Here is a 19958-nt window from a genome sequence, read left to right on the forward strand (position 1 = left end):
GCCGGCTGGGCGCCTGGCGAGGTGTTGTCGGATGATCGTAAAACCTGGAATACAGAAATCCTGGCATGCCGAAAGTAAGGAAATCGGAAAGTCTGCTGAGCCGCCCGGGTTTGCCCGTGCATCCCAAGCTGGTGCACCGGGCGTAGACTGGTCCGAGGAGTGAGGCACCGATCTGGCGCAATGTTCGCCCTGTTCTGGACGGTGAGCCTTGCTCGCTCCGCTCATGCAGGAGGTCAGTCAGGTGCAAGCCAGCGACATCGCCGATCCGGCCTATTTCCACAAGGTCGTCGATTGCCAATGGGCCTGTCCGGCCCACACTCCCGTCCCCGAGTACATCCGCCTGATCGCCCAGGGCCGCTATGACGAGGCTTATCTGGTCAACTGGGTGTCCAACGTCTTCCCGGGCGTGCTGGGCCGCACCTGCGACCGGCCTTGCGAGCCGGCTTGCCGGCGCGCTCGGGTGGAAGAGGCCAATGCGAACAAGCCAGAAGCTGTCGCGATCTGCCGGCTCAAGCGTGTCGCGGCCGACAACAAGAGCCAGGAGCTGCGCGCGATGCTGCCGCAGCCGCTCCCGCGCAATGGCAAGCGGGTCGCCTGTGTCGGTGCCGGGCCGGCTTCGCTGACGGTGGCCCGGGATCTGGCGACACAGGGCTATGCGGTGACGGTGTTCGATGGCGAGGCGAAGGCGGGTGGTTTCATCCGCACGCAGATCCCGCGCTTTCGCCTCCCTGAGAGCGTGATCGACGAGGAGTGCGGCTACATCCTGGGTCTGGGCGTTGAGCTGCGAGCCGGTCAGCGCATTGGGTCGATGAAGGCGCTGCTGGCGGAAGGCTATGACGCGGTGTTTGTCGGCAGCGGCGCGCCGCGCGGGCGAGACCTGAGTCTGCCGGGGCGGCAGGAGGCCGCCGGCGACATCCATATCGGCATTGACTGGCTGGCATCCGTGTCCTTCGGCCATGTCGCGGCGGTCAAGCCTCGCGTCATCGTGCTGGGCGGCGGCAATACCGCGATGGACTGCTGCCGCTCGGCCCGCCGGCTGGGCGCCGAGTCCGTGACGGTGGCGGTGCGCAGCGGCTATGCGCAGATGAAGGCCTCGCCCTGGGAGAAGGAGGATGCGCAGCACGAGGGCGTCCCGATTCTGGACTTCCATCAGCCGCTGGCCTTCGAGCATGACGACGCGGGTCGGCTGACCGGCATGCGCTTCAAGCGAGTGCAGCAGGGCGACGAGGTCGTGATCCCCTGCGACGAGGTGCTGATCGCCGTGGGCCAGGAGAACGCGTTCCCGTGGATCGAGCGCGATGCGGGCATCACCTTCAACGAGCTCGGGCTGCCGGTGCTTAACGTGATCAGCCACCAGTCCAGCCTGCCGCAGGTCTTCTTCGGCGGCGACGCCGCCTTCGGCCCCAAGAACATCATCTGGGCCGTGGCTCATGGCCATGAGGCGGCGGTGTCTATCGACCGCTTTTTGCATGCAGAACCGGTGGGCAGGCGGCCGCCGCCGCACGTCAATTTGCTGTCGCAGAAGATGGGCATCCATGAGTGGAGCTACGACAACAACCCGACCAACGATCTGCGCAACAAGGTGCCTTGGACGGCGGCCGACAAGGCGCTGGCCAGCATCCGCGTGGAGGTGGAGCTGGGCTTTGATGCCGCCACCGCCTTCAAGGAGGCGCAGCGCTGCCTGAACTGCGATGTGCAGACGGTGTTCAGCGACAAGCTGTGCATCGAGTGCGATGCCTGCGTGGACATCTGCCCGACGGACTGCATCAGCTTCACCGAGAACGGCGAGGAGACCGAGCTGCGCCAGCGGCTCAAGGCACCGGCGCTGAATCTGAGCCAAGACCTGTATGTCAGCGGCGCCTTGAAGACCGCCCGCGTGATGGTCAAGGACGAAGACGTGTGCCTGCACTGTGGCCTGTGCGCCGAGCGCTGCCCGACCGGGGCCTGGGATATGCAGAAGTTCCTGCTGCTGACCACCAAGGCGGGGCCGGGCTGTCGCGATCATGCGGTCAGGAGAACGACATGAGCCGCATCGAGGCCACGAACGACTTCGTCGTCAAGTTCGCCAATGTCAACGGCTCGGGTTCGGCCTCGGCCAATGAGCTGTTCGCGAAGGCGATCCTGCGCATGGGCGTGCCGGTCAGCCCGCGCAATATCTTCCCCAGCAATATCCAGGGCCTGCCGACCTGGTACGAGGTGCGTGTCAGCGAGGCCGGCTGGCTGGGCCGGCGCGGCGGTGTCGACCTGATGGTGGCGATGAATCCGCAGACCTGGGCTCAGGATGTGGCCGAGGTCGAGCCTGGTGGCTATCTGTTCTATGACTCGACCCGGCCGCTGGGTCCCGAGGCGGTGCCGCGCAGCGACATCCATGTGCTGGGCATGCCGGTCACCGCCATCTGCAATGCCACCTACGAGGACTCGCGCCAGCGTCAGCTCTTCAAGAACATCATGGTGCTGGGGGCGCTCAGCCAGCTCATGGAGATGGACCCGGTTGAGATCGAGACGCTCTTTGCCGAGCAGTACCGCGGCAAGGAGAAGCTGCTGGATTCGAATGTGCGGGCCCTGCACGCCGGCCGCGAGTTCGCGCGCGACCACCTGGGCCCGTCCTCGGCAGGAGGGCTGCGGCTGAAGGTCCGGCGTGCCGATCGGATCGGCGAGCGCATTTTCATCGAGGGCAATGCCGCCACGGCGCTGGGCTGTGTGTACGGCGGCGCTACGGTCTGCGCCTGGTATCCGATCACGCCCTCGTCCTCGGTGGCCGAGGCCTTCCAGAAATATTGCAGCAAATACAGGGTCGACCCGCAGACCGGGCAACACCGCTACGCCATCGTGCAGGCCGAGGACGAAATCTCCTCGATCGGCATGATCACCGGCGCAGGTTGGAACGGTGCGCGCGCCTTCACCGCGACCTCGGGCCCCGGCGTCTCGCTGATGACCGAATTCCTGGGCCTGGCCTATTTCGCCGAGATCCCGATCACCATCATCGACGTGCAGCGCGGCGGCCCCTCGACCGGCATGCCCACCCGCACCCAGCAGGCCGATCTGCTCAGCAGCGCCTATGCGTCGCATGGCGACACCAAGCACGTGCTGCTCCTACCCGAAGATCCGAAGGAGTGCTTCGAGCATGCGGCGGCCGCGCTGGACCTGGCGGACCGGCTGCAGACCCCGGTCTTCGTGATGAGCGATCTGGACATCGGCATGAACCAGCGCCTGTGCGAGCCGCTGGCATGGGAGGACGCGCGCGGCTATGACAGGGGCAAGGTGCTGAGCGCAGAACAGCTGGACGCTGGTGCCAATCATGGCCGCTACGAGGATGTCGACGGCGACGGTATTGCCTGGCGCACCCTGCCCGGCACCCATGCCAGCAAGGGCGCCTATTTCACGCGCGGCACCACCCGCAATGCCCGGGCGCAGTACTCCGAGGCCGGCGCCGACTACCTCTATAACGTCGAGCGGCTGCAGAGGAAATTCGCCACCGCCGCGACCCTGGTGCCGCAGCCGGTGCTCAAGCCGGCAGCGGCCAAGACGGTGCTGGGCGTGATCTATTTCGGCTCCACGGCACCGGCAATGGACGAGGCCTTGCAGGCCCTGGCCCAGGCAGGCATCCATCTGGACGGGTTGCGACTGCGCGCCTTCCCTTTCCCGGCCCAAGTTGGCGAGTTCGTGCGCGCGCATGAGCAGGTCTTCGTCGTCGAACAAAACCGCGACGCGCAGATGCGCACGCTGCTCATCACCGAACTGGAGCTCAACCCGGCGCGGCTGACCCGCGTGCTGCATTTCGACGGAACGCCGATCACCGCACGCTTTATCACGCAGGCGATCACACGCCATGTGCATGCCCTCGCCACGACGCCCCGACAGGAGCCGGCATGACCTACCTCGCCAAACCCAGGCTCCATCACCCGTCGCTACAGAAGAACGCGGTCGGCTATACCCGGCGGGACTACGAAGGCAAGGTCTCGACGCTGTGCGCCGGCTGCGGCCACGATTCCGTCTCGGCCGCCATCGTCCAGGCTTGCTGGCAGCTGGACATCGCGCCGCACCGCGTCGCCAAGCTCTCGGGCATAGGCTGCAGCTCCAAGACCCCGGACTACTTCCTCGGCGCCAGCCATGGCTTCAACACCGTTCACGGCCGCATGCCCAGCGTCTTGACCGGCGCCAACCTGGCCAACCGGGAGCTGTTGTATCTCGGCATCAGCGGTGACGGTGACTCGGCCTCGATCGGCCTGGGCCAGTTTGCCCATGCGATGCGCCGAGGCGTGGCCATGGTCTATATCGTGGAGAACAACGGCGTCTACGGCCTGACCAAGGGCCAGTTCAGCGCCACCGCCGATCGCGGTTCGGTCGCTAAGAAGGGCGCGACCAACCAGGACGCGGCGATCGACTTGGTCAGCCTGGCGCTGCAGCTGGGCGCTACCTATGTCGCGCGGTCCTTCAGCGGTGACAAGACCCAGCTGGTGCCGCTGATCGAGGGCGCGATCAAGCATCGCGGGGCAGCCTTCATCGATGTGATCAGCCCCTGCGTCGCGTTCAACAACCATGCCGGCAGCACGCGCAGCTACGACCATGTTCGGGAGCACAACGAGGCGCTCAACCGCATCGACTTTATCGATCTGGCGCCCGAGCAGCAGGCCATCGGCGACGAGGCCGTGATCCTGCTGCCGCAAGAGGACGGCAGCCAGATGCGATTGCGCCGCGTCAAGGCGGACTACGACCCCACCGACCGCCTCGCCGCGATGAACCAGGTGGCGGCCCTGCAGGCCGCCGGCGAGATTGCCACAGGCCTGATCTTCGTTGACCCGCACTCGCGCGAGATGCACCAGGGCCTGAACACGGTGGCCGCGCCGCTGAACCGGCTGGGCGAGCGGGAGCTGTGCCCCGGCGCGGCGGTGCTGGCCAAGATCAACGAGGGGCTGCGCTGAGGCGGCCGCCAATCCAGGAGCGAAAGAGCCATGCGCATCGATCCCTATCTCTTCTTCACCGGCTGCTGCGAGGAGGCCATCAACTTCTACGTCAGCGAACTTGGCGCCGAGCTGCAGATGATGATGCGCTACTCGGACAGCCCCGAGCCGCCGCCGCCCGGCATGGTTGCGCCGGGCAGCGAGCACAAGATCATGCATGCCTCGCTGCTGATCGGTGGCGCGCTGCTGATGCTGTCCGACGGCGACTGCAGCGGCGCCGACCCGACCGCCGCCTTCAAGGGCTTCTCGCTCTCGCTGGATTGTGCCGACGAGGGCGAGGCGCGCCGCGTCTTCGACGCGCTGGCCGGCCAGGGCGGGCAGATCACGATGCCGCTGAGCCCGACCTTCTGGGCTCCGCTGTTCGGCATGGTCAGCGACAGGTTCGGCGTCGGCTGGATGGTGGGGGTGGCGGCCGAGCCACAGGCTTGATCGCCGGCCCTATCGGCGTGTTCACTGCGGGCGCTACTTGCCCGCCGCTGACATTGCCGCCAAAGCCTTCAGCGCCGCAGGATGCTGCGGCACCGCCAGGCCCTGGCGGGCGTTGGCGGGGGCGATCTGGGCGCCCTGGGCGCTGCCGCGAGCGGTCAGGTCGCCGCCCTGGCCGAACACGAAACGGGTCAGCGCGCCGACCTCCGAATCCGACAGCTCGGGCGCGGCCAGCAGCAGGGCGGCGGTCGCGACTGTGCTGATCTCGTCACTCTGGCTCGCATAGCTGCCGCGCGCGATGCGGTGCGCGAACAGACCCGAGGGCGCGGTGCTCAGCCGAGCAACGGCGCGCTCCGACAGCGGCAGCAGCCGCAGCGGCAGCTCGGACAGCGCCTCGCGCAGACTGTCGGCCGGCACGCCGATGACCTGGATCAGCGCATCGACCCGGCCCTGGCGCAGCGCCACCAGGGCTTCGCCCAGCGGCAGCTCGACGACCCGGATGTCCGCATCGGCCAGCTCATGCGCGCGCAAGACGCGCAGCGCGGTCAGCCGCGAGGCCGAGCCCGGCACGCCGATCGCGATCCGCTGGCCGCGCAGATCGGCCACCGATCTGGCCTTGGAGCCGGCCGCGACCAGCACGTGGACCGGCTCCGGATAGAGGCTACCGATGGCGCGCAGCGCTGCGTCAGGGCCATCGGCGGCGAATTCCTCGCTGCCCTGGTAGGCCGCCAGCGCCGCGTCGCCCTGTGCCAGTGCTAGCGCGACCTTGCCGGCGCGCAGCAGGCGCAGGTTCTCGTCGCCACCGCGCGTCACAAGCGGCACGGTGCGCGCGCCCTGCTGGGAAGATAGAGCCTGGACGAAACGCAGATATTGGCCGCGCTCCGGGCCGGCGGCGATGGCATAGCCGTCGGCCGCGCGGGCCAGGCGCGCGCGTATCGCCGCATGGGCGGCTGCCAGTTCCTCCTCGATCATCGCGGCCTGGGTCGGCGCCGAGTCACGCGACACCGCCTCCACCACCTTGCGCATGGCATCCAGCAAGGTCGCGGCGCGACCGGCCGGGGCATTGCTGGCGTAGCTGGGCGCGGCGGCGGGCTGGTGGCCGCCGGGCGCCACGGCCAGCCAATGATCGCCGTCGCGTTGGTAGAGCGCCGTGCCATGGACGCGCACCAGGTCGCCGGCCTTGTTGCCGCCGGCTGTGATGCCCACCAGGCCCTTGGGTCCGGCGCCCAGCGCCGACACCAGGCCGGCCACGCCGGGCGAGTCCCAGCCGCCGAAGTCGAAATCACGGTTCAGCCTCAGCACGATGTCGTAGTAGACGATGCGGCGCGTCTGGCCGTCCGGTGCCTTGCTGTCGAACTGCGAGCCGCGGCGCCGCAACTCATGCAGGCTGACCGTGCCCTCGGGCAGGGCCTGGGCCAGGCGGGTCTGCAGATCGCGCTGCAAGGCGTCAGTGTCGGCGACGCGGCCGCAGGCGAGTAGCAGCGGCAGCAGCACAAGGCCGATGAACAGGGTTCGTATCGTCATCTCAGCCTCCGATCAGCGGCAGGGTCAGGGTCAGCACCACCGCGTTCATCAGATCGATGAAGAAGGCACCGGCAAGCGGTACGATCAGATAGCTCTGCGGCGCCGGCCCGTAGCGGGCCGTGATGGCCTGCATATTGGCCATCGCGGTGGCGGTCGAGCCCATGCTGAAGCCGATCAGCGCCGCCGACGAGACGGCAGCCTCGTAGTCGCGGCCCATGAAGCGAAAGCAGACGAACACCGTGTAGAGCACGATGAAGACCACCTGGGCCGCAATCATCAGCACGAAGGGCCCGGCCGACAGCGCCACCTCAACCAGGTTCAGTGCCATCATCGTCGTGACCAGGAACAGCGACAGGCAGACCGTAGAGATCAGGTCCGAGGCCCGGTCGTCCAGGCGCATGCCGGCGAAGGGCAGCAGATTGCGTATCGCGACCCCGACCACCATGCACCACAGAAAGCTCGGTATCGTCACCGCGCCGCCACCGAAGCGTCCGGCAAGCCATTGGCCGGCCACCACAGCGGCCAGGATGCCGGCCAGCGCGCCCATCATGCCTAGGCTGTTGAGCGTGGGTTCGGATTCATGCCGCGCTTGCGGCCGCGTGCTACCTGCGGCGGCCGTCGCTGCGGCGCGAAGGCCGTGGCGTTTGATCAGGTATTGGGCCACCGGACCGGCAATGATGCCGCCGACGATCAGGCCCAGCGTTGCCACCGTCATCGACAGCTCCATCACAGACTGCAGATTGTTGACCTCGGCAAAGCGTTCGGCATAGGCTGCGCCGGTGCCGTGGCCGCCGACCAGCGTGATCGAGCCCCCGACCAGGCCGAAGATCGGGTGCTGGTCCAGCGCCAGTGCGACTGCGATGCCGACGCCGTTCTGCACCAGGATGTAGGGGAACAGCACCAGCAGAAAGATCACCAAAGCCCGCCCGCCGCGCCCCAGCATGCGCAGGTCAGCGCACATACCGACGCCGGCGAAGAACATCAGCAGCAGCACCGGTTTCAGGGTCTGGTCGATCTCCAGCCTGAAGTCGGTGGCGGCAAAGACCAGCGAGGCCAGGGCCGCAAACAGCAGGCCGCCGGTGATCGGGTCGGGGATGTTGTAGCGCGACAGCAGGCCGATGCGGCGATTCAGTAGGCTGCCGATCAGCAGCACGACTGTGGCCGCCAGCAGCGAGGCGAGGGGATCCAGACTCATTGAACTTCCTAAGGTGGTGGCCGGTGGCGGCCGCGAGCGTGGCCCCGATTGTCCAACCCTGATGCGTATCAAGAGTTCCGCAGTCTTCTTGCCGTGCCGTGCGATGTTTCGTGCGATGTTTCGTGCGGTCGAGGGGCGCCTTGCGTGGCCGCGCCCGGGCGCACGGTATCCTCGGGAACGCGGGACTTGCGGAAAATCCGACTTCCAGGCGACTCGTTTTGAGGGCGCGTCATCGATTCCGCTTTCCTTGCTTCCTTGCTTTTGCTTCGCCGGCCTGCTTCGCTTCGATGTCCTTGTCTTTCAAATTGCCTGCTCTTGTGGGACTTCTGCTGGGCTGCCGCCTGCTGTGGGCCGCCGCTCTGATGTCAGGCGGCCTGGCAGCAGCCAGTGAGGAGGGTGCCGAGATCGTGCTCGGCAGCTCGGCGGCGCTGAGCGGTCCGGCCTCGGCGTTGGGTCAGCGCTATCACCTGGGCGCCCGGGCAGCCTTCGAGCAACTCAACAAGCAGGGCGGTATCCAGGGCCGGCGCGTCGCGATCGATCTGCAAGACGATGGCTACGAGCCCGATCGCAGCGAGGCCAATACCGTGGCCCTGCTGCAGGATGCGCGGGTGCTGGCCTTGTTCGGGTACATCGGCACCCCCACCAGCCGCGTGGCCTTGCCCCATCTGCGCCGCGCTGGCAATGTCGCGTTTCTCGGGCCCTTCACCGGCGCCAGCTTGCTATGGGATGAGCGCAGCCACCCCAACGTCTTCAATGTGCGTGCCAGCTATCAGCAGGAGAGCCGCGCCCTGGTCCGTTCCATCAAGGCCAGCGGCGCGCGCCGCATCAACGTCATGGTGCAGGCCGATCCGTTCGGACGCGCCGGGCTAGAGGCGATGCGCGAGGCCACCCTGGCTGCCGGTCTCGCTATGGTGGCCATGGCCACCGTCAAGCGCAACACCACTGAGGTCGCCGAGGCCGTCCACACCCTGGTGCGGCAGCACAGCGCCGACGCCATCTTCATGGTCAGCACCTATGAGACCTGCGCCGCCTTCATGCGCCAAGCCCATGCCCAGGGCTTTCGCGGGCGTTTCTACACCCTGTCCTTTACCGGGCTCGAGCCTCTGCGCACCGCGCTGCAGGATGAGCCCGAGCTCAGCGCCCGCTTGACCCTGGCCCAGGTGGTGCCCGACGCCGAGGACCGCAGCGTGCCGGTTGTGGCCGCTTATCAGCGCGCGATGCGCGAGGCCGGCGAGCGGCAGTTTGACAGCATCAGCCTGGAAGGCTATCTGGCAGCCCGTGTGCTGAGCGAAGGCCTGCGCAAGGCCAGGCCGCCGCTGACGCGGGACAGCCTGCTGCGCAGCCTTCAGACCCTGGGAGATCTGGACCTGGGCGGCTTTGCCGTGCATTACCGCGAGGACGACCGGCGCAGCTCGTCCTATGTGGCACTGCGCCGTCTGGTCGACTGAGCCGTCTCGCTCAGAGCGGCGTCAGCAGCGGCCGACCCGCGTCCAGCGCGTCGACGTTGGCGATGAACAGCTCCACCGTCGCACGGATCGCCTCGGGCGACCAGCCGGCGATGTGGGGCGTGAGGATCACGTTCGGGAAGTCCAGAAGCGCCGTCGGCGGCAGCGGCTCGCTCTCGTAGACATCGAGCGCGGCGCCGCCCAGCTGGCCGGCGGCCAGCGCGTCGGCCAGGGCAGCCGTGTCGACCAGGCTGCCGCGCGCGATATTGACCAGATGGCCTTGCGGGCCCAGCGCGGCCAGCACCTCGGCATTGACGGCATGCCGGGTCGCGGCGCCACCGGGCGCGGCCACCACCAGGAAGTCGGCCCAGTCGGCCAAGGCCAGCAGGCTGTCGAAATAGACGGCTTCGCCGGCATCGGCGCGCGGGGAGCGGTTGTGATAGCCGATCTGCATCTCGAAGGCCTGGGCGCGGCGCGCGATCTTGCGGCCTATCGTGCCCATGCCGAAGATGCCTAGCCGGCGTCCGTTGACGCTGGGCCTGATGGGCAGCGCGTCGCGCCAAAGGCCGGCGCGAAGTGCCCGCTCCTGCTGGGGCAGCGCGCGCACGCTGGCCAGCAGCAGGGCCAGCGTATGGTCGGCCACGCAGCTGTCATTGGTGCCGGCGCCGTTGCACACATTGACGCCGCGCGCCTTGGCGGCTGCCACATCGAGGTTCTCGTAGCCGGCGCCCTGGGCGGCGGCCAGCCGCAGCCGGGGCATCGCGGCCATTTCCTCGGCGCGTAGGCCGGTCGCACCATTGGTCAGCACCAGCCCGATCTCGGGGCCACGCGCCGCAATCGCGGCGGCGCGTTGCGCCGCTGTCGGCGCATCGATCAGCTCGAAGCGCTCGCGCAGCAGGGACTTGTACTCATCGGCCAGGGCCACCAGCAAGAGGCAGGGGGTTTTCGTTGTCATGCCCGCCATCATCGCCGCTGTGCGCCTGCTCCGGTGCGCGCAGCGAACAGGGCGTGCGCGATCACGCCGCTGTCCGAGCAGTCGATCGCCCAGCGCTTGCTTACGCTGGACTTCCCCGATTTCACCGGCGGGCTGTGGAAGACGCGCTAGCCGATCTATGGCTTGGACGAGCGCTACTGAAGACTTTGAGTGCGACCACGCCGGTAATGGCGCCCCAGCTCGACGCTGACGATGCAGACGCTCAGCCAGGCCAGTCCAGAGGCGAAGCCGGCGGCTACATCGGTGGCGAAATGCACCTGCAAAAAGACGCGGCTGCAGCCGACCGTGAAGGCCAGTGCGGCCGCCGCCAACACGGCCGGCAGATGCCAGACCGCCGGAAGGCTGCGCAGCGCCAGATAGGCCAGCATGCCGTAGGCAACCACGGCGCCCGAGCTGTGGCCGCTGGGGAAACTCCAGCCCAGCTCGCTGACCAGACCGTGGTCGTGCACCGGTCGGGCCCGCTCGAAGATGCGCTTGAGCAGCGGGTTCAGCAGCCCGTTGCCGCCCAGTGCCAGCACCCAGCCCAGCGCCAGCGCATGGCGGCGCTTGAAAAGCAGCAGCAGCGTGACGAACACGCCCAGCAGGCTCAGGTTCAGCACGTCGCCGAAGCGGGTGAAGCCGGCGAAGATGCGCAGTGTCGCGGCGTCGACATGCTGGCGTATCGAGGCCGTCAGCGCCTCGTCGGCCAGCGCTAGCACGCCGCCATGGCCCAGGTGTTCGGCAATCTCGGCGAACAGTCCGGCACCGCCCAGCAGCAGGCCGAAGCCGATCAGCGCGTTCAGCAGGACGAAGCCGCTGGGCGGCAGCGCGCTGCGCGCGCGCGGCAGCAGATGGCGGTTCAGCGACCACCACAGCGCCGCCGTGGCGAGCATCAGCAGCATCAGCAAAGCCAGGAAGACCGGCAGGGCCTGGGCGCCCGTCTGGGTGGCCAGGGTGACGAGGGGGTGGTCCAGCGGCGTGGCGGTCATCGGTGCGGATAGTTAGGCAAGCGCCGCATCATGCCGGAATCAGCAACAGTGCATTGAAGCCAGCCTGGTTTTTCCGGAGCGCCTGAAGTTTCACAGTAGAGCCCATGGACACGGCGGGTGCCGGGTCCAAGCAAAACCCCGAAGCTGAAACCCAAGGACTCCATCATGAACAAGCTGACCCTGATTGCCCTGTCCACCCTGCTGAGCGCCGGCGCCGCAATGGCCGACGGCTTGAGCCGCGATGAGGTGGTGGCCGAACTGGTGCGCGCCCGCAATGCCGGCGAACTGACGGCGCTTCAAAGCGAGAGCTATGGCTACAGTGGCTACGGTGGCTACGGCCAGGCTGCCGCAACGAGCAGCCTCAGCCGCGAGGCAGTGATCGCCGATCTGCGCCGAGCCCAGCAATCCGGCGAGCTGGCCCGCCGCGACGCCGAGAGCTATGGCCCCTCGGTCGCGCCGATTGCCTCGAGCAAGACGCGTACCCAGGTGCTGGCCGAGCTGCAGGCTGCCCGCGACAGCGGAGAGCTGGCCCTGCTCAACAGCAACAACCCCGGCTACGCCGAGCTGCTGCAACTGGGCAAACGCACCGGCGCCAACGATCTGATGGCTGGCCAGCCCGGCATCGCGCGCTGAGGCGTAGGGCCGGCGACCCTCGGGCCGCCGGCCCGCTCATCGCAGGAATTTGCAGCTCATCCGCAGCGCCCGGCAGCCCATCGCGAGGCCATGGCAAGCCAAGCCGGCATTGCCGACACTGCAATCACTGACACAGCAACGCCACCCCAGGAGCCCACCATGAATACCCGCCGCCACCTCCAGTCTCTCGCCGTCCTCGCCACCGCTGCCGTCGCCGTTCTCGGCGCCGCGATGCTGGCCACCCACGCGCCCGAGACCGAGATCGTGCAGCTGGAGCGCGTGGTGATCGTCGGCAAGCGCGCCGACGTGCCGGTCGTCGCGCAGCTTCCCCGCGTCGTGATCACCGGCCGCAGCACGGCGGCCGCCGATGCGCAGCTGGCCGAGGCCAGCGTGCTGAAAGCGAAGATGGTCTAAGCGCTGGCTTCGCTGCTGTCACCGGGCCCGCCTTGTGCGGGCCCTTTTCATTGCTAGGCCTCGAAGGGATGACCCTCGGCCCGCAGCCGGCGCAGGCCGCTGTCCAGATGGGCGCGCGCGCTTTGCGCATCGCCCTCTCGCATCTGCTCATAGGTGTGTTGCGCGATCGCGTGCGGCACCGGCTTGAGCGCCCGCCCGCTGCTCATGGCCTTGAGTTGGACCTCGGCAGCCCGCTCCAGATAGTAGAGATCGTCCCAGGCCTCGGCGATGCTGGGGCCGCCCACCATCACGCCATGGTTCTTCAGAAACAGGATGTCAGCCGTGCCCATGGCTGCGGCGATGCGGTCGCCCTCGCAGGCGTCGAGCGCCAGGCCGTTGTAGTGCTCGTCCACCGCCGTGCGACCGTAGAACTTCAGCGAGGTCTGGCCTGCCCATAGCAGCGGCGGGCCCTCCAGCATGGCCAGCGCGGTGGCATGGGGCATGTGCGTGTGGAAGGCGGCGCGCAGGCGCGGCTGGGCGCGGTGCAGCCGCGCGTGGATATAGAAGGCCGTGGCCTCGGGCTGGCCCTGGCCGGCGACGACATGACCATCGACATGGCAGACCAGCAGCCGCGAGGCGGTGATCTCGGCGAAGGCGTAGCCGTAGGGGTTGACCAGGAAGAGCTCGTCGTGGCCGGGCAGCAGGGCCGAGAAGTGGTTGCAGATGCCTTCCTCCAGTCCGTGCCGGGCGGCCAGCTGGAAGCAGGCTGCCAGCTCGATGCGGGCCTGGCGAACCGCGTCGGTTTCTTCCAATGCGAGGTGCACGGCGGGCGCGCCGCCGGTTGTGATCGTATGAGCCATGGCTTGATGCCTCCCTCGATCACCAGTCTAGCGAAGCGAACAGCGCTGGCACTTCGTCCAGCCGTGCCAGGGTCGCGTCGGGTGTGTAGTCGGGCAGCAGTCGGCGGCCGGTGCCGCGATCGATCCAGACGCATCGAAAGCCGATATCACGCGCTGCCGCATGGTCCAGGTGCGGGCTGGCGCAGATGTGGACCACCTCGTCCTTGCCGATGCCCAGCGCCTCGTGCGCGTGCTCGAACAGCCGGGGCGCCGGCTTGTAGGCACCGGCCTGCTGGGCCGTGATCACGCGGTCGATATGGCCGCCCAGCTGGGCCACATTGCCGGCAATGATGTCGTCGTCGGTGTTCGAGACGATGCAAAGCCGGTAGCCGGCCAGCTTGAGCCGGGCCAGCGTGTCCACCACCTCGGGAAATGGCGGCATGCGCGAAATGCGCTCGGTCATTACGCGGATGTCGGTGTCATCGACGGGCAGGCCCAGCTCCTGCAGCGCCAGGCGCAACCCCTGGCCGGCCACCTCGCGGAAGCTGCGGTGCGGCGGCGTCTGCTCCAGCGCATGTTCGTGGCGGTCATAGACCTCGATCAAGGTGGCCGGCTCGATATGGCTGGCCTGCTTGTGCGCCAGCAGTTCGCGCACGGCGGCCTGTAGGCCCTCATCCCACTGGATCAGCGTGCCGTAGCAGTCGAAGGTCAGCCAGCGCGGCCGCGACGTGGTGTGAAGAGACATCGGGAGTCCTGGGTCGTTGAAGAATGGAGCGAAGCCTATCGAGCGCTGTCGTTATTTGGAAATTGGATTTGTAGTGGGTGCAAATTTGAATATCTAATGTCTTCATGCTTGATCTGGAATTGCTTCATACCCTGGTCTGCGTCGTCGACGAGCGCAGCTTCACGCGCGCCGGCGAGCGGGTGCACCGTACCCAATCCACCGTCAGCCAGCAGATCCGCAAGCTGGAGGAGCGCCTGGGCCATGCGCTGCTGCTGCGCGACCGCAGCGGCAGCCAGGTGACGCCGACCGAGCAGGGCGAGTTGCTGGCCACCTATGCGCGGCGCCTGCTGGCGCTGGCCCAGGAGGCCGAGGAGGCTCTGGGCAGCCCCGACAGCCCGCTGTTGAGCCTGCGCATCGGCGTGCCCGAGGATTTCGATGCCCGGCGCATGTCCGGCCTGCTGTCGGGCTTTGTCGCGCGGCAGCCGGGCTTGCGGCTGGAAACCATCAGCGGCATGAGCAGCGAGCTACAGCGCCGGCTGGCCGGCGGCGAGTTGGACATCGCGCTGGTCAAACGTGTACCGGGCGAGGGCGGGCCCTGCGTGGCGGCCTGGCCCGAGACTCTGGTCTGGGTCGGTGCCGGCCAGGTCTTGCCGGCCGACGAACCAATCCCGCTGGCGCTGTTTCCGCAGGGCTGTGTCTACCGGCAGCGCGCGCTGGCGGGCCTGGACCAAGCGCGGCGGCGCTGGCGCATCGCATTCGGCAGCCACAGCCTCAGCGGCATCCAGGCGGCGCTTTCCTCGGGTCTGGGCATCTCGGTGCTGCCCACCACGGCGCTGCTGCCCGAGCACCGCATCTGCGAGGGCCTGCCCGCGCTGCCGCCCACCGAGCTGGCCCTGCTCAGCGCGAGCTCCTCGCCCAGCGCGGTGCAGCGCCAGCTGCTGGATACCCTGTGCGAGTCACTTCGATCATGAAGGAATTAGCAATGGTGCGTTGAAGCGGCGCTGGTTTTTCTTTTGGAGCACGAGCTTCACAGTAGAGCCCATGGACACGGCACGCAAACAAGCCGGTCCAAGAACCCAACGAAGCTGAATTGAAAGGACTCCATCATGAACAAGATCGCTGCCATCGCCCTGACTTCCCTGCTGGCCGCCGGTGCCGCCATGGCCGATAGCGCCACCACCCGCGAGTTGCTGCGCCAGAGCCAGACCGCCGCACAGAGCACCACCACCCGCAGCGCCGTGATCGCCGAGTTCCAGCGCGCCCGCGCGGCCGGCGAGCTCAATGCGCTGTACCGCGAAGTCGATCTGCGCACGACCTCGACCGCCTCGACGACCACCCGCGCCGCCGTGCTTGCTGAGCTGCGGGCGGCTCGTGCCTCGGGCGAGCTTGCGGTGCTGAACAGCAACAACCCCAGCTATGCGCAGCTGGCCGCACACCACGGTGGCAAGAGCGCTGGCGGCGAGCTGCTGGCCGGCCAGCCCGCCACGGCCCGCTGACAACCAGGCGCTCGCCTGGCGGGCGCCCACAAAATTCAATACAAGACGACGACCGTTGACCCCGGTCTGCCAAGGGTCAGCTTCGTCTGGTGGTGCGTTGTTGTATCTACCGCCTGCCAGGCTTCGCCCGGTGGCCTGTACAGGCCACCGGGCTTTTTTACGTCCGCAGCGTCAGCGTTTCGTCGCCGGCATTTGCAGTTCGTCCGGTCGGACCGCCGACTCGTCGCCAGGCCGTGGCGGCAGAGGCCACCGAGTCAGACACTGCAATCACTGACACAGCAACACGCACAAGGAACACACCATGAACACCACCACCGCCACCAAGTCCTTCGCACTCTTCGCCATCGCAGCCGTCGCCGTTGTGGGCGCCGCGATGTTGCACAGCCCGGCCAAGCCGGCCGCCAGCGAGATCGTGCAGCTCGAGCGCGTGGTGATCGTGGGCAAGCGTGCCGAGGCACCGGTGATCGCGCAGCTGCCTCGCGTCGTAGTCACCGGTCGCAGCACGGCGGCGAGCCACACCCAGCTGGCGGCTGCCGGCACAACCCCGGCGATCTGATCGAGCGATTCCTACGCGCCTCTTCCGTGTCCAGTACAAGCCCGCAGCATGCGGGCTTTGTCTTTTGAACGCCTAGGTTTGCTCGGTCGGCGCGGCGATGCGCGCCAGCTGCTCGTACAGCTGCTTGCGGCCCGCGCTATTGCTGGCCCGCCAGGCGGCCAGCGCCAGCGCCATGAAGGCCTTCTCCTTGTCGGTCGGCGCGGCATCCAGCCGGGTCTCGTCGAGCCAGCCCGGGGGCTTGCCGCAATGGCTCTCGATCTGACGGGCGAGCTTGTCGCCGATCGGGCGTGCGGACTTGATCTGGCTCCACATGCTGGGTGAGATCTCGACGCTGGCGGCAAAGGCCTGCTCCAGCCCCTTGGGCGAGGCGCCCGCGGACAGTGCCTGCTCGGCATAGAGCTGGAACAGCGACAGCGCATTTTGGCGGCGGATGAGGGTCGGGCTGGTCAGCAAGGCTGTGCGCTTCGTACAACAGGAACAACAGTGATTGTCGCTGCGGCTTGACGTGATAGTAAAGACTATTTACAGTGCGGCCAGCGCTGTGGGAGCCACCGGCCCTCGCAGCACCGACCCAACAATCACCCAGCAAGAAAGGCAGCATCGTGACCACCCGCCACCTCATCGCCAAGCTCAGCGCCCTCGCGGCCCGAGGTGCGATCGTGCGTGGACTTGGTGAGCCGAAGCGCTTTGTCGCTTGCATGCATCCGGGAGACGGCAGCGCCTGAGGCGCGCGCCCTCTTTCCTCTGACCTCAGAGGCCCGGATTCTGCAAAGAGTCCGGGCCTTTTGCTTTGGGTCAGTGGTTTGAACGTCCGACTTCGGCTGTGTCCTTGCACTCCGTCGCTGCATCTTGATGGTGTTGGCAGCGCGGGATGTGCGCGGGACCGATCGCAATGGGCCAGCCCCTCGTGCAGCGAGACACCACGTCCGACGGGACGCTCGCGCTTGGGCACAGCCGAAGTCGGAGGTCGTCAAACCTCATCATCAAGAAGCCCGCGTCGAGCTCACGCTTCGGGGGGCGGAAATCGGCCGCAACGATTGGGCGGCGCCGGAACCCGTGACCGGCACCTATTGATTCACCACGGCCTAGCGAACAGACAGGCTATGTCTGACAGCGCACCCTGGCCCGTGTAACGAGAGCAAGCAAGGAGGATCGCTGCCATGCAAACAGCAGCCCCACATCAGCATGTACTGCAGCTGGACATCCAGGGCACGCCGCAGGCCTGGATCACACTCGAGCAGGCGGCCATCTGTCATGCGATGAATGCGGTGGCCTGGGTCGATGGCGCCGGGCCGCTGCGCAGCCTGCGCGGCGGCTGGAGTGCCTGCACCGGCCGGCAGTCGCTGATCGAGGTGTTCCCTATCGTCGCGCTGCGCGGTGTGTCGCGGGTCAATCTGTTCGACATCGCACCGGCAGTGACACGGCGCAAGCTGTTCCGGCGGGACCGGGGCCTGTGTGCCTACTGTGGCCAATCGGTGGGTGAAGCCGCGCTGCAGGCCGAGCACATCCTGCCGGCGTCGCGCGGCGGCGCATGGAGCTGGATGAATCTGGTGGCGGCCTGCGCCGCCTGCAACGGCCGCAAGGCCGCGCGCACACCGGAGGAAGCGGGCATGCCCTTGCTCTTCACGCCCTATGTGCCGAACCGCTTCGAGGACTTTTTGCTGGCGGGCCGGAATGTGCGGGCCGACGTGCATCAATGACTGGCCGCACGGCTGGCCAAGGGGTCGCGGCTGAGCTGAATTCGGCCTTCATACCGAAATCAGCAACAGTGCATTCGCCTGCGGCCCGTTTTTCTTCGGGGCCTGATTTCCTACATTGGAGTCCATGGACACGGCGACGGTGACGCGAAGCGAAGCGAAGCAGACCGCAGGCGAAGTCCTCCACCAATCCGCAAAGGAAATCATCATGAAGAAGCTGACCGTTATTGCCCTGTTCTCCCTGCTGTCCACCGGCGCCGCCCTCGCCGATGGCCTGAGCCGCGAGCAAGTCGTCACCGAGTTGCAGCGTGCCCGCGCCGCCGGCGAACTGCTTGCCCTGCACGGCGAGAACCCCGATGCCATCGGCCGCACCGTGATCGCCGCCGGCTCCACCACCAGCCGCGCCGCCGTGCTGGCCGAGCTGCAGCGCGCCCGCAATGCCGGCGAGCTGCAAGGCCGCGATGCCGAGTCGTACAGCCTGCCCACCATTGCCGGCTCGAGCAAGAGCCGCGCCGAGGTCATCGCCGAGCTGCAGCAAGCCCGTGCCCGCGGCCAGCTGCAAAGCCAGCAAATCAGCTACGGCGGCTGATCGACCGCGCCGCAAGCACCTCCGAATCTCCTGGGGCACCCGCCCACCGGCTCGGCATTCCCCGCCAGCCGGCTTCAACAGGCCCGATGCGCTGCCCAGCCATCGGGCCTTCTTTTTTGGGGCCGACGGCCTGTCGCGCCTTTTTGCATTTGGTCGTCAGCGTGCGGCGATCCGTCGCGCGGGCCTGGCGACGGCCGCGGCTGCGGACGAAACTGCAATCACTGACACAGCCAACAACCCCACAGGAGCTCACCATGAACAGCAGCTATAGCGTCAAGACCCTCGCTTTCTTAACCGTCACCGTGCTGGCCATGCTGGCGGTGATTGGCGCCGCGCTGCTGGGCAGCGGAGGCCGGCCGCAGGCCACCGAGATCGTCAAGCTGGAGCGAGTGGTGATCGTTGGCAAGCCCAGCGTCGAGGCGCCTGTGCAAATCGCCCAGCTGCCGCGCGTCGTGATCACCGGGCGCAGCACGCCGGCCGCCGCCGAGCCGCAACTGGCCTCGGCCGGCTTTCTGAAGGCCAAGGCGCTCTGAGACCAAAGTTCTTTGCTGATGTCAGCAGCACAGCCCGCCGCGTGCGGGCTTCTTGATTGAAGCGGCGTTCAGGCCGCTAGGCTTTGCTTGAGAAAGTCCACCAGGGCCCGTACCCGGCCGCTCAGATGGATGCGGCTGGGATAGAGCGCGAACAGGCGGCGCGGCTCGACTCGGTAGTCGCCCAGCGCCGCCACCAGCTCGCCGCGGGCCAGTGCCTCGCGCACCATCAGCTCGGGCACCAAACCGATCCCGACCCCGCGCCGCATCGCGGCTATCAGCAGCAGGCTGTTGTCGGCGCGCAAGCTGCCATCCACCTCGATGCTGTGCTGCTCGCCGCCGGGGCCCTCGAAGAGCCAGCGCCCGGCATCCTCGCCGAGCCGGTAGGGCAGGCAGTTGAGCCCGCGCAGATGACTCGGGTGCTCGGGCAGGCCATGGGCGGCCCAGAACGACGGGGCGGCGCACAGGACCCGCGGCAGCTGCATCAGCTGCACGGCGACCAGGCTGGAGTCTTCCAGCCGGGCCTGGCCGCGCAGCGCCAGGTCCACGCCTTCGCGCACCAGATCCACCGGCCGGTCATTCAGTCGCACATCGAGCTCGATCTGCGGATGCAGGCGCTGGAAGGCATGCAAATGCTCGCCCAGAAACGCCAGCGTCAGCGAGACCGGCGCCGAGATCACCACCCGCCCGGACAGGCCGGCGCTGTGCTCGCGCAGCTGGCTCAGGGTCTGCTCGGTGTCGTCCATCACCCGGCGGCAGTAGGCGTAAAAGCGCGTGCCGGCCTCGGTGAGTTGCATGCTGCGTGTGGTGCGCGCCAGCAACCGGCTGCCGGCCCAGTCTTCCAGCTGCTGGACATATTTGCTGACCACGGCGCGCGAGCAATCGAGGTCGCGCGCGGCCGCCGCCAGGCTGCCGGTCTCGACCACCCGGCAAAAACACTGCATGGCCAGATGCCTATCCATCGCTGCGTCCTCCGGGCAGCATCGTA

Annotated in this window: 21 protein-coding genes; 13 read left to right on the forward strand and 8 right to left on the reverse strand. The window is 67.7% G+C overall.

Annotated features, from left to right (window positions below; all coding sequences use genetic code 11):
• The first annotated feature begins 241 nt into the window (after window positions 1-241).
• Genes OOZ63_RS11875 through OOZ63_RS11890 form a run of 4 tightly spaced genes read left to right on the forward strand, consistent with a single transcriptional unit; the run spans window position 242 to window position 5390 of the window.
• A complete protein-coding gene (locus OOZ63_RS11875) occupies window positions 242-2026 on the forward strand; it encodes an FAD-dependent oxidoreductase (RefSeq protein ID WP_266005753.1) in 1785 nt (594 codons plus the stop codon).
• On the forward strand, window positions 2023-3873 hold the full coding sequence (locus OOZ63_RS11880) for a 2-oxoacid:acceptor oxidoreductase subunit alpha (protein ID WP_266005685.1): 1851 nt from the start codon (window positions 2023-2025) through the stop codon (window positions 3871-3873). Before OOZ63_RS11875 ends, OOZ63_RS11880 begins: the two co-directional genes overlap by 4 nt.
• Entirely contained in the window at window positions 3870-4922 is a 1053-nt protein-coding gene (locus tag OOZ63_RS11885; RefSeq protein ID WP_266005686.1) for a 2-oxoacid:ferredoxin oxidoreductase subunit beta, read from the forward strand. The genes OOZ63_RS11880 and OOZ63_RS11885 overlap by 4 nt, the downstream gene beginning before the upstream one ends.
• Before the next feature lie 30 nt (window positions 4923-4952).
• On the forward strand, window positions 4953-5390 hold the full coding sequence (locus OOZ63_RS11890; RefSeq protein ID WP_266005687.1) for a VOC family protein: 438 nt from the start codon (window positions 4953-4955) through the stop codon (window positions 5388-5390).
• A gap of 33 nt (window positions 5391-5423) precedes the next feature.
• On the opposite strand, the gene OOZ63_RS11895 is transcribed toward OOZ63_RS11890, so the two are convergent.
• Entirely contained in the window at window positions 5424-6911 is a 1488-nt protein-coding gene (locus tag OOZ63_RS11895) for a TAXI family TRAP transporter solute-binding subunit (protein WP_266005688.1), read from the reverse strand.
• Between the two features lies 1 nt (window position 6912).
• On the reverse strand, window positions 6913-8106 hold the full coding sequence (gene gltS, locus OOZ63_RS11900) for a sodium/glutamate symporter (RefSeq protein WP_266005689.1): 1194 nt from the start codon (window positions 8104-8106) through the stop codon (window positions 6913-6915).
• Window positions 8107-8423: 317 nt separating this feature from the next.
• Here gltS and OOZ63_RS11905 point away from each other — a divergent pair, with 317 nt between their 5' ends.
• Window positions 8424-9554, forward strand: a complete 1131-nt coding sequence (locus OOZ63_RS11905) for an ABC transporter substrate-binding protein (protein WP_266005690.1) — start codon at window positions 8424-8426, stop codon at window positions 9552-9554.
• Window positions 9555-9564: 10 nt separating this feature from the next.
• Here OOZ63_RS11905 and OOZ63_RS11910 read toward each other — a convergent pair whose 3' ends face one another.
• Window positions 9565-10506, reverse strand: coding sequence for a 2-hydroxyacid dehydrogenase (locus OOZ63_RS11910; protein WP_266005691.1), 942 nt, complete (start codon window positions 10504-10506; stop codon window positions 9565-9567).
• Window positions 10507-10679: 173 nt separating this feature from the next.
• Window positions 10680-11513, reverse strand: coding sequence for a phosphatase PAP2 family protein (locus tag OOZ63_RS11915; protein WP_266005692.1), 834 nt, complete (start codon window positions 11511-11513; stop codon window positions 10680-10682).
• 165 nt (window positions 11514-11678) lie between these two features.
• On the opposite strand from OOZ63_RS11915, the gene OOZ63_RS11920 reads away from it, so the two are divergent.
• The gene (locus OOZ63_RS11920; RefSeq protein WP_266005693.1) at window positions 11679-12146 is read left to right on the forward strand and encodes a DUF4148 domain-containing protein; all 468 of its coding nucleotides are present in this window, start codon (window positions 11679-11681) and stop codon (window positions 12144-12146) included.
• Window positions 12147-12305: 159 nt separating this feature from the next.
• The gene (locus OOZ63_RS11925) at window positions 12306-12560 is read left to right on the forward strand and encodes a hypothetical protein (RefSeq protein ID WP_266005694.1); all 255 of its coding nucleotides are present in this window, start codon (window positions 12306-12308) and stop codon (window positions 12558-12560) included.
• Window positions 12561-12613: 53 nt separating this feature from the next.
• On the opposite strand, the gene OOZ63_RS11930 is transcribed toward OOZ63_RS11925, so the two are convergent.
• Together OOZ63_RS11930 and OOZ63_RS11935 are read right to left on the reverse strand one after the other, a co-directional pair.
• The gene (locus OOZ63_RS11930; protein WP_266005696.1) at window positions 12614-13399 is read right to left on the reverse strand and encodes an aldolase; all 786 of its coding nucleotides are present in this window, start codon (window positions 13397-13399) and stop codon (window positions 12614-12616) included.
• A gap of 19 nt (window positions 13400-13418) precedes the next feature.
• On the reverse strand, window positions 13419-14123 hold the full coding sequence (locus OOZ63_RS11935) for a haloacid dehalogenase type II (protein WP_266005697.1): 705 nt from the start codon (window positions 14121-14123) through the stop codon (window positions 13419-13421).
• Window positions 14124-14227: 104 nt separating this feature from the next.
• Here OOZ63_RS11935 and OOZ63_RS11940 point away from each other — a divergent pair, with 104 nt between their 5' ends.
• The 3 genes from OOZ63_RS11940 (at window position 14228) to OOZ63_RS11950 (ending at window position 16154) form a co-directional block, all read left to right on the forward strand.
• On the forward strand, window positions 14228-15073 hold the full coding sequence (locus OOZ63_RS11940; protein WP_266005698.1) for a LysR substrate-binding domain-containing protein: 846 nt from the start codon (window positions 14228-14230) through the stop codon (window positions 15071-15073).
• Window positions 15074-15208: 135 nt separating this feature from the next.
• Window positions 15209-15598: a hypothetical protein gene (locus OOZ63_RS11945; protein WP_266005699.1), complete on the forward strand. Its 390-nt coding sequence runs from the start codon at window positions 15209-15211 to the stop codon at window positions 15596-15598.
• A gap of 301 nt (window positions 15599-15899) precedes the next feature.
• On the forward strand, window positions 15900-16154 hold the full coding sequence (locus OOZ63_RS11950; protein ID WP_266005700.1) for a hypothetical protein: 255 nt from the start codon (window positions 15900-15902) through the stop codon (window positions 16152-16154).
• 72 nt (window positions 16155-16226) lie between these two features.
• Here the strand turns inward: OOZ63_RS11950 and OOZ63_RS11955 are convergent, their stop codons facing one another.
• Window positions 16227-16607 carry a hypothetical protein gene (locus OOZ63_RS11955; protein WP_266005701.1) on the reverse strand — a complete coding sequence of 127 codons (381 nt, stop codon included), beginning with the start codon at window positions 16605-16607 and terminating at the stop codon, window positions 16227-16229.
• 707 nt (window positions 16608-17314) lie between these two features.
• On the opposite strand from OOZ63_RS11955, the gene OOZ63_RS11960 reads away from it, so the two are divergent.
• The 3 genes from OOZ63_RS11960 (at window position 17315) to OOZ63_RS11970 (ending at window position 18973) form a co-directional block, all read left to right on the forward strand.
• Entirely contained in the window at window positions 17315-17854 is a 540-nt protein-coding gene (locus OOZ63_RS11960; RefSeq protein WP_266005703.1) for an HNH endonuclease, read from the forward strand.
• A 205-nt stretch (window positions 17855-18059) separates the two neighbouring features.
• Window positions 18060-18440 (forward strand): hypothetical protein, encoded by a 381-nt coding sequence (locus tag OOZ63_RS11965; protein WP_266005704.1) that lies wholly within the window; start codon window positions 18060-18062, stop codon window positions 18438-18440.
• 254 nt (window positions 18441-18694) lie between these two features.
• Window positions 18695-18973, forward strand: coding sequence for a hypothetical protein (locus OOZ63_RS11970; RefSeq protein WP_266005705.1), 279 nt, complete (start codon window positions 18695-18697; stop codon window positions 18971-18973).
• Window positions 18974-19041: 68 nt separating this feature from the next.
• On the opposite strand, the gene OOZ63_RS11975 is transcribed toward OOZ63_RS11970, so the two are convergent.
• Window positions 19042-19932: a LysR family transcriptional regulator gene (locus OOZ63_RS11975; RefSeq protein WP_266005706.1), complete on the reverse strand. Its 891-nt coding sequence runs from the start codon at window positions 19930-19932 to the stop codon at window positions 19042-19044.
• Between the last annotated feature and the right edge of the window lie 26 nt (window positions 19933-19958).

Origin of the sequence: Paucibacter sp. PLA-PC-4 (genome assembly GCF_026241155.1) — a bacterium.
Classification (GTDB): Bacteria; Pseudomonadota; Gammaproteobacteria; order Burkholderiales; family Burkholderiaceae_C; genus Roseateles_E.

Coding starts and splice junctions, on each gene's coding strand:
- OOZ63_RS11965 (WP_266005704.1), top strand. CDS start 18,060: ATGAAGAAGCTGACCGTTATTGCCCTGTTCTCCCTGCTGTCCACCGGC.
- OOZ63_RS11910 (WP_266005691.1), bottom strand. CDS start 10,506: ATGACAACGAAAACCCCCTGCCTCTTGCTGGTGGCCCTGGCCGATGAG.
- OOZ63_RS11950 (WP_266005700.1), top strand. CDS start 15,900: ATGAACACCACCACCGCCACCAAGTCCTTCGCACTCTTCGCCATCGCA.
- OOZ63_RS11960 (WP_266005703.1), top strand. CDS start 17,315: ATGCAAACAGCAGCCCCACATCAGCATGTACTGCAGCTGGACATCCAG.
- OOZ63_RS11915 (WP_266005692.1), bottom strand. CDS start 11,513: ATGACCGCCACGCCGCTGGACCACCCCCTCGTCACCCTGGCCACCCAG.
- OOZ63_RS11880 (WP_266005685.1), top strand. CDS start 2,023: ATGAGCCGCATCGAGGCCACGAACGACTTCGTCGTCAAGTTCGCCAAT.
- OOZ63_RS11920 (WP_266005693.1), top strand. CDS start 11,679: ATGAACAAGCTGACCCTGATTGCCCTGTCCACCCTGCTGAGCGCCGGC.
- OOZ63_RS11925 (WP_266005694.1), top strand. CDS start 12,306: ATGAATACCCGCCGCCACCTCCAGTCTCTCGCCGTCCTCGCCACCGCT.
- OOZ63_RS11935 (WP_266005697.1), bottom strand. CDS start 14,123: ATGTCTCTTCACACCACGTCGCGGCCGCGCTGGCTGACCTTCGACTGC.
- OOZ63_RS11970 (WP_266005705.1), top strand. CDS start 18,695: ATGAACAGCAGCTATAGCGTCAAGACCCTCGCTTTCTTAACCGTCACC.
- OOZ63_RS11890 (WP_266005687.1), top strand. CDS start 4,953: ATGCGCATCGATCCCTATCTCTTCTTCACCGGCTGCTGCGAGGAGGCC.
- OOZ63_RS11940 (WP_266005698.1), top strand. CDS start 14,228: ATGCTTGATCTGGAATTGCTTCATACCCTGGTCTGCGTCGTCGACGAG.
- OOZ63_RS11930 (WP_266005696.1), bottom strand. CDS start 13,399: ATGGCTCATACGATCACAACCGGCGGCGCGCCCGCCGTGCACCTCGCA.
- OOZ63_RS11945 (WP_266005699.1), top strand. CDS start 15,209: ATGAACAAGATCGCTGCCATCGCCCTGACTTCCCTGCTGGCCGCCGGT.
- OOZ63_RS11885 (WP_266005686.1), top strand. CDS start 3,870: ATGACCTACCTCGCCAAACCCAGGCTCCATCACCCGTCGCTACAGAAG.
- OOZ63_RS11975 (WP_266005706.1), bottom strand. CDS start 19,932: ATGGATAGGCATCTGGCCATGCAGTGTTTTTGCCGGGTGGTCGAGACC.
- gltS (WP_266005689.1), bottom strand. CDS start 8,106: ATGAGTCTGGATCCCCTCGCCTCGCTGCTGGCGGCCACAGTCGTGCTG.
- OOZ63_RS11895 (WP_266005688.1), bottom strand. CDS start 6,911: ATGACGATACGAACCCTGTTCATCGGCCTTGTGCTGCTGCCGCTGCTA.